Source organism: Flavobacterium sp. (assembly GCF_046317795.1).
Classification (GTDB): domain Bacteria; phylum Bacteroidota; class Bacteroidia; order Flavobacteriales; family Flavobacteriaceae; genus Flavobacterium.
In genome coordinates, this window is sequence record NZ_JBKCVI010000037.1 from 1 (window position 1) to 6,825 (window position 6,825).

At 30.7% G+C, this 6,825-nt stretch carries 6 protein-coding genes; 1 reads left to right on the plus strand and 5 read right to left on the minus strand.

Annotated features, from left to right (window positions below; genetic code table 11):
- From ACK5ON_RS02395 to ACK5ON_RS02410, 4 genes are all read right to left on the minus strand, one after another.
- On the minus strand, positions 1–378 hold a 378-nt coding region (locus tag ACK5ON_RS02395; RefSeq protein ID WP_409819527.1), incomplete at its 3' end, for a hypothetical protein.
- A gap of 19 nt (positions 379–397) precedes the next feature.
- A complete protein-coding gene (locus tag ACK5ON_RS02400; protein ID WP_409819529.1) occupies positions 398–1,237 on the minus strand; it encodes a T9SS type A sorting domain-containing protein in 840 nt (279 codons plus the stop codon).
- Between the two features lie 152 nt (positions 1,238–1,389).
- The gene (locus tag ACK5ON_RS02405) at positions 1,390–2,040 is read right to left on the minus strand and encodes a response regulator (protein WP_409819531.1); all 651 of its coding nucleotides are present in this window, start codon (positions 2,038–2,040) and stop codon (positions 1,390–1,392) included.
- A gap of 9 nt (positions 2,041–2,049) precedes the next feature.
- Entirely contained in the window at positions 2,050–4,182 is a 2,133-nt protein-coding gene (locus ACK5ON_RS02410; RefSeq protein WP_409819533.1) for an ATP-binding protein, read from the minus strand.
- A 249-nt stretch (positions 4,183–4,431) separates the two neighbouring features.
- Between ACK5ON_RS02410 and ACK5ON_RS02415 the strand changes: the two genes are divergently transcribed.
- Positions 4,432–5,298: a DMT family transporter gene (locus ACK5ON_RS02415; protein WP_409819535.1), complete on the plus strand. Its 867-nt coding sequence runs from the start codon at positions 4,432–4,434 to the stop codon at positions 5,296–5,298.
- Between the two features lie 51 nt (positions 5,299–5,349).
- Here the strand turns inward: ACK5ON_RS02415 and ACK5ON_RS02420 are convergent.
- Positions 5,350–6,825: M16 family metallopeptidase (locus tag ACK5ON_RS02420; RefSeq protein ID WP_409819537.1), on the minus strand; the 1,476-nt coding region annotated here is incomplete at its 5' end.

Consider the following 6,825-nt stretch of genomic DNA (forward strand, 5'->3'; position numbering starts at 1 on the left):
AGAGGGAACAAAGCCCACTTTTTCGGTAATTTCAAAAGAATTGTTTTGGTTTAAATCTACGTAAACTTCAATGAACTTTGTTTCGCAATCACCTTGTATGACTTCAAGAGAAGTAGTTATGTTAACTCCTTTTTGAAGCAAAATAGGGGTAAAATTATTAAAGTAGACATATTTGGATGTTCCAGAATTATAATTTCCGGTTTGTCCACCCAAATACCCACCTGTACTATTAGAAAAAGTGCCCAATTGAAATTTTATTATTGGGTCAAAATAAAAAGGAACGCTTGTACCAGCACAATAAGGTGCTGGATTTGTTATTTGAGCAAAGCTGCTTAAAAAAGTTAAGACAGCAACAATTAAAAATAGGTTCTTTTTCATGATTTTTTATATTTAAAAATTAATTTTTTATAAACTTACTTTTAAAACTAGTATTTCCACTTGCAACCTCAATGATATACACACCATTTGATAAATTTTCAACAGAAACTTGGTAAGTATTTTGAGTTTTTTCAACAATTAATTTTCCAAATAGGTCAAATATTTTAACAGACTCAATGTTTAAGTTATTTTTAGACTCAATATTTACAACATTTTGCGAAGGGTTAGGATAGATAGAAAACTGGTCTTGATTGAAATCGTCCAAAGATAGATTTGAAACAATGTTTATCATATAATCCTCTGTTTCACCCACAGCTAAAACATTTGGAGTACCATTAATAGTAACGTTGGTACAAGATGGTGCAGGACCATTTGGACCATTCATTCCCGTAAACATATCATCTTCATAGACAAGAACGCGTAACCTAGTTTGCCCATTACTTACAGTACTTGGAATGGTAACATTAACAGTTGTGCCTGTATTAAATGGGAAAATCACATCTATAACTTTTTCACCAACATCATTAAAATCATTGTCTCTATTGAAATCTATAAACGCTAAAACCCTATGTGTAGAGTTGTTATTATAATTTACTGTTAATGTGGTAAATCCATTTCCTTTAACAATATTAGGTATCGCAAGGTTATTGTAAAAAACATAAGCAGCTCCTGGCCATCTCGTATTACCTGAATTATTCGCAAGAGTACCGAAACTAACATTTGTAATAAGTCTATCGGGTAGGTTAAAAGGTGCGACATTTTTAAAACCGGCTTCACAATAGGGCGCAGGATTGGTTATTTGTGTAAAGCCAGTAATGCTAATTAAAAGACCAAAAGTTAAGAGTAGAACTTGTTTCATGATGTGATTTTTTAGTTGTTAGTTAATTTTTTTGAATAGAAAGGGTTAACACCCAATAATTCTATAAAACAAAGTTAATTTTAACTAACGCACAAAACATCCCCTTTTTGTAGGGTTTTGAAAATATCCCATAAAAGAGGGATGGAAGAAAATCAATCGATAAATTCTAAATCGTTTGCTTTTTTGATAAGTGTAGTTATTTTATCGACATTAAATTTATAAAATAGTTTTTGCTTATGACTTACCACGGTGTGGTGGCTGATAAATAGCGCTTCAGCAATTTGGTTGATGGTTAATCCTTTGGCTATTAAATTTAAAACTTCTTTTTCTCGTTCAGAAAGTTTTGGTAAAATGGATTTAGTACTTGATTGGGCTTCATCTTCATTTGCAAAAATGATTTTGTTTCGAATTGTTTCACTAAAAAAAGGATTTCCTTGAGCAACAGTTGTTATGGCATTAACTAACACTTCTTTATCCGAATTTTTAAATAGATAACCATCAACGCCTATTTTTATTAAAGATTTGATGATTTGAATTTCTTCGTGCATCGAAAGAATGAGGATTTTAATGGTTGGGAACTGTTTTTTTATAATCTGGCTAAGTGCTATTCCGTCCATTTCGGGCATACTAATATCGCTAATTAAAACATCTACTGAAGATAAATTGGGTTGATTTAATAATTCTTTTGCACTCGTGGCAGTTATAAGAATAGTTAAGTTTTCTATATCTTTCAATAAGGATGACAGCCCTTCTAGAAAAAGGGCATGATCATCAACGATAGCGATATTTATTTTATTAGTCATTTTGTATTTCTAACAAGGAATGGTAATATTAAAAGCAGAACCTCTTCCTATTACCGAATCGATAATTAGTTTTCCGCCTAATGCCTTTATTCTTGTTTCTAAATTACGCAACCCGATACCCAATCTTTTTTTTGAGGTGTCAAATCCATTTCCATTATCTTCAACAACCAAGTTTAATTCTCGGTCAAATTTGTTTACATTGATTTCTATTTTTGTTCCATTGGAATGAGAAACGGAATTCTTAAGCAATTCTTGAATCATTCTATACACCGTTACTTGAATTTCTTCGGATAATTGATTGATTTTATCTTCCTCTAAGTATTCTAAACTAATTTCGAAATTGGTTGCATCCTTAATTTCATTGACTAAATTATTGATAACTTCAATAAATATAGAATCTTTGAGTTGGGGACTTATCAAATTGTGGGATATAGCTCGAACATCATTGTATAAAAAATCCACATTGTCGATTACTTTTTCTATTTGTGGGTTTTTATCTTTCTCGGTAATTTTTCTCAATTTTAGTTTGATTGCCGATAGTGTTCCTCCTATTCCATCGTGTAATTCTGATGCAATTCTATTTCTTTCATTTTCTTCGCCTTTGATGTAATTGCGCATCGATTTTACTTGTTCGTTTTTAATTAGCTCAACTGCTTTTTGTTGGTACAATTCCTCTGATTTTTGGGCTAAAGCTTTACTAATTTTGGCTCTATTTTTGTAATTATAAACCAGTATGATTGATATAATAATTATCAGTATTGAAAAGCCACCAACGCTGTTTTTAATCAATTTTTGTCTGTTTAATTCTTGCAAAGCAATAGCTCTTGCCTTGTCTTGCTTAGCTTTTACAATGAGTTCTTTTTTCTCAAATTCATAGTTCATCTGAGCTTTAACAATTTTTTCAGTATTCTCTTTATTTTCTATACTGTCCCTTGTGGTTATAAATTTTTTATAGTGATGTAGAGCCAATTGAGGCAGTTTTTGCTTTTCATACAAAATACTCAGTAATTCCTCACATGCCCAATAGGTGTTAAATCGACTAATTTCTTTTGCTAATTTAGAAGCACTTGAAGCAAATTGAATGGCCAATTTGTCGTTATTCTCTTTCTCATAAATTGAAGCAATAGATAGCTTTGTAATTGCAATAACTTCTTTTTTTTGAGTTTGTTCTCCAATTGTAAGCAATTCAAAAAAATATTTTAGAGCGAGATCATTATTACCCATTGTTTGATGATAGAGGCCTAATGAATTGTATAGCATTACTTGTGATCTTTTCAAATGATATTTTCCAACTAATACTTCTGCTTTTGTGTAAAACTCTAATGCTTTTATAAATTCATTTTGTCGCAGATAAACGTTTCCTATACAGACATTGCTTCTGGCACTGGCATCGTAGTTTTTATTTTTTAACATAAAAACTTTACTGTAGTATTCTATTGCTTTGGGATAATTTTTTAAATTAAAATATATATCTCCAATTCCAATACATAATTCGTGCAAATTATTTTTATTTGTTTTTTCTCTTATTTTTAATGATAGTAAGAACCAATTTAATGCGGAAGGAAAGTCGTTAGTAATTAATGAAATTAAACCTAAATTATAATATGATCTAGCAATAAGATCCTCACTTTTTATAATTTTAGCATAACTAAGACATTTTCTAGTGTAATACTCAGCGACATCATTTTTTCCTATGTTGGAATAATAAGTGCTCATCCCACCATAAACTGCAATTAATTTTTCTTGTATTATATTTTTTCTTTTTATTGACTTCTCCTTTAAAAGTAACTTTTCTAATATATTTTTAGCACCGATGGTATAGGAATAAGCAGTTTTATAATCATTTAAATGCAGTATATAATACTTAGATAAAAAAATTTTAGAATTTGCTTGTCCAAACAAGAATTTGCATTTTTCAGCTTTTTTTAAAGCCATTTTATAGTAAGTAAAACTTGAATCTGCATTGATATTCTCAAATTCCATCCCGATATTGATGTAGAGTTTCACCAACGAAGAATCAACGGTAGTTTTTCGTGATATGCCTTTTAAACTGTCTATTTTTGGACTTTGGGCATAAAATGAGAACGTGTTAAAAAGAAGATGTAAAAAGATTAACTTTTTAAAGTTTTTCCATATGACCATATTATTTATTTTTTGTCAATTGTAAATGAAATTGATATAAGATTAAAATATCTTCCTTTTAATTTAAATAATTTCTATATCTAACTCCAAATATAACTAAAAATGGTTTGATAATCCTATTCAAGTTTAGAATTGGATTTACCTTGATACTCATTTACTTTCAATCAAAATAAAAAATGCAAAAAAAAATTCCAATTGAAGTTGTTATTCCTAAAATAATTGCAAAATTTGAACTTAAAATTCCTACTTATGAAATCACAGCAATTAAAATGGGCACTACTTATTGTACTTGCCCTGATTTGGGGTAGTTCATTCATATTAATAAAAAAAGGATTAGTGGCGTTAAACCCATTCCAGTTGGGATCACTGCGTATTATTTTTTGTTCATTATTTCTTTTAATCATAGGATTTAAAAGTTTGACAGCAATTCCACAAGGTAAATGGAAATACATAGCATTAACTTCCTTATTTGGGACTTTTATTCCTGCGTATCTTTTTGCCATTGCTCAAACACAAATTACGAGTTCGGTTAGTTCTATTTTGAATTCATTGACACCTTTAAATACCTTAATTCTTGGAGCATTGGTTTTTGGATTGGATTTTAAAAGAACTCAAATTTTTGGTATAATTATCGGCTTGATTGGAACAATATTGCTCATTTTTAATGGCGCAATTAACAATCCAAATCAGAATTATTATTATACAATTTTAATACTAATAGCTTCTGTTTGTTATGCCATGAATGTGAATTTCATAAAAAAATATTTATCAGATGTTAAGCCGGTTGCTATTACAACTGGCAATTTTCTAGTGATGTTGTTTCCGGCATTACTTATTTTGAGTTTTACTAATTTTTTCTCTATCATGCAGGTGGAGAAAGTATCACATGCACTACTTTTTATAGCCGTTTTAGGTATAGTTGGTACAGGAATAGCCAATATTCTTTTTTATAAATTGATACAGATTTCCTCTCCAGTTTTTGCAACTTCGGTAACTTATTTAATTCCAGTGGTTGCTTTTTTTTGGGGATTGTTGGATAGTGAAATGCTTACACCAATTCAATTTTTAGGTGCTTTTATTATTCTCATTGGCGTTTATCTTTCGAGTAAAAAGTAAAAAAAAGACTGCCATTGCTGACAGTCTTTTGAAAATGCATTTGATATTTATTTATTGAAAGTCGGCATCAGAAACGCCTTCGTTAATTTTTACTTCAGACATTTTAATGTCCAATTCAAAACCTACATTCATGATTTGGTTAAATGGAACTTTAACACCTTTTACATCTCTGTAATCATTGAAGCTTGTAACGCTAGTCATCTTTTGTCCACCTTGTTCTTGGATTGTTGATTCAGCAGTCTTCAAACCTGATTTTACATCATAATAATAAATACTAGTACCGTCAACAACCGCATAACAATCGCTTCCATTCATTGGCTCAATTCCAGAAATAGTAACTCCTGTTTTTGTAGCTAACGAAGTTTCACTAAACAACACAGCTCCTTCTTTCATTTTTGCCAATTCTTCGCCTTCTAAAACTTTTTTCTGTCCTTGAGTTGTCATATATCCCGAATTTCCATTCACTACTTGTTTCATCAAACTCATTCCTGGCATACTGATTTCTACCATCATTTTTCCAGCAACTTCATTTTTTTGAATGTATGATAACGGGGCAGGAATTTGAGGAATTGAAGTTGAGCCAGTATAAGAAATTGATTTTACTGATTTTACAGCTTTTTCTCCTCCAATAGCAGTTAAATAATTATCCATAACAGTTTTTACGGTAACTCCAGCAGGAACTGGTTTTTTCATTACTGGTTTTTCCGTTGGATTTCCAAATTTATCAAAATACGAGATAGGAATTTTTAAACTTTCTAATCCTGAAAGTACTTCGGTTGCTTTTCCAACAACCAAAATTCTTAAATTATCGGCTAAGAAATATTTATTAGCCACTCTCATTACATCTTCGGGTGTAACCGCATTGATGTTTTTGATATAGTTTTCATAAAAATCAGCTGGTAAACCTTCGGTTTGAATGTTTAAAGCATAACGAGCCACGGTAGCTGGTTTTTCAACCTGCATTACAAAACGACCAATGTATCCTGCTTTTACACCATTTAACATTTCAACATCAACTTTTTCAATTCTAATTTTTTTCAACTCTTTTAATGCTTCTACTACAGCGCTATCAGTAACGGCATTTCTCACTTGAGTGTTTGCTCTAAATACGCTGTAAACGTTTTTGTTAAAACCTACACTTGAACGAGCACCATATGTCCAACCGTGTTTTTCTCTTAAATTCATGTTTAAGTAACTATTGAAATCGCCACCATAAACTTGATTCGCTAAAATAACTGGAAAATAGTCAGGATCAGAAACTTTTAAATTTACAGTATTTAAAAGTGTGATTTCTGATTGTACCGCGTTTGGCATATCCACAAAATTGATTTGTGTAGCAGCAACATTAACAGGATTTGGATACGTTAATTTTGGAGCAGTAGCTTTTGCCCATTTCCCAAATAGTTTTTCAACCATTTTTTTAACCTCTTTGGTCTTAACATCACCAACAACAACTAGGTAAGCTCGCTCTGGCACAAAATAGGTTTTGTAATTGTTTTTTACATCCTCTAGAGTAACGTTATTGAT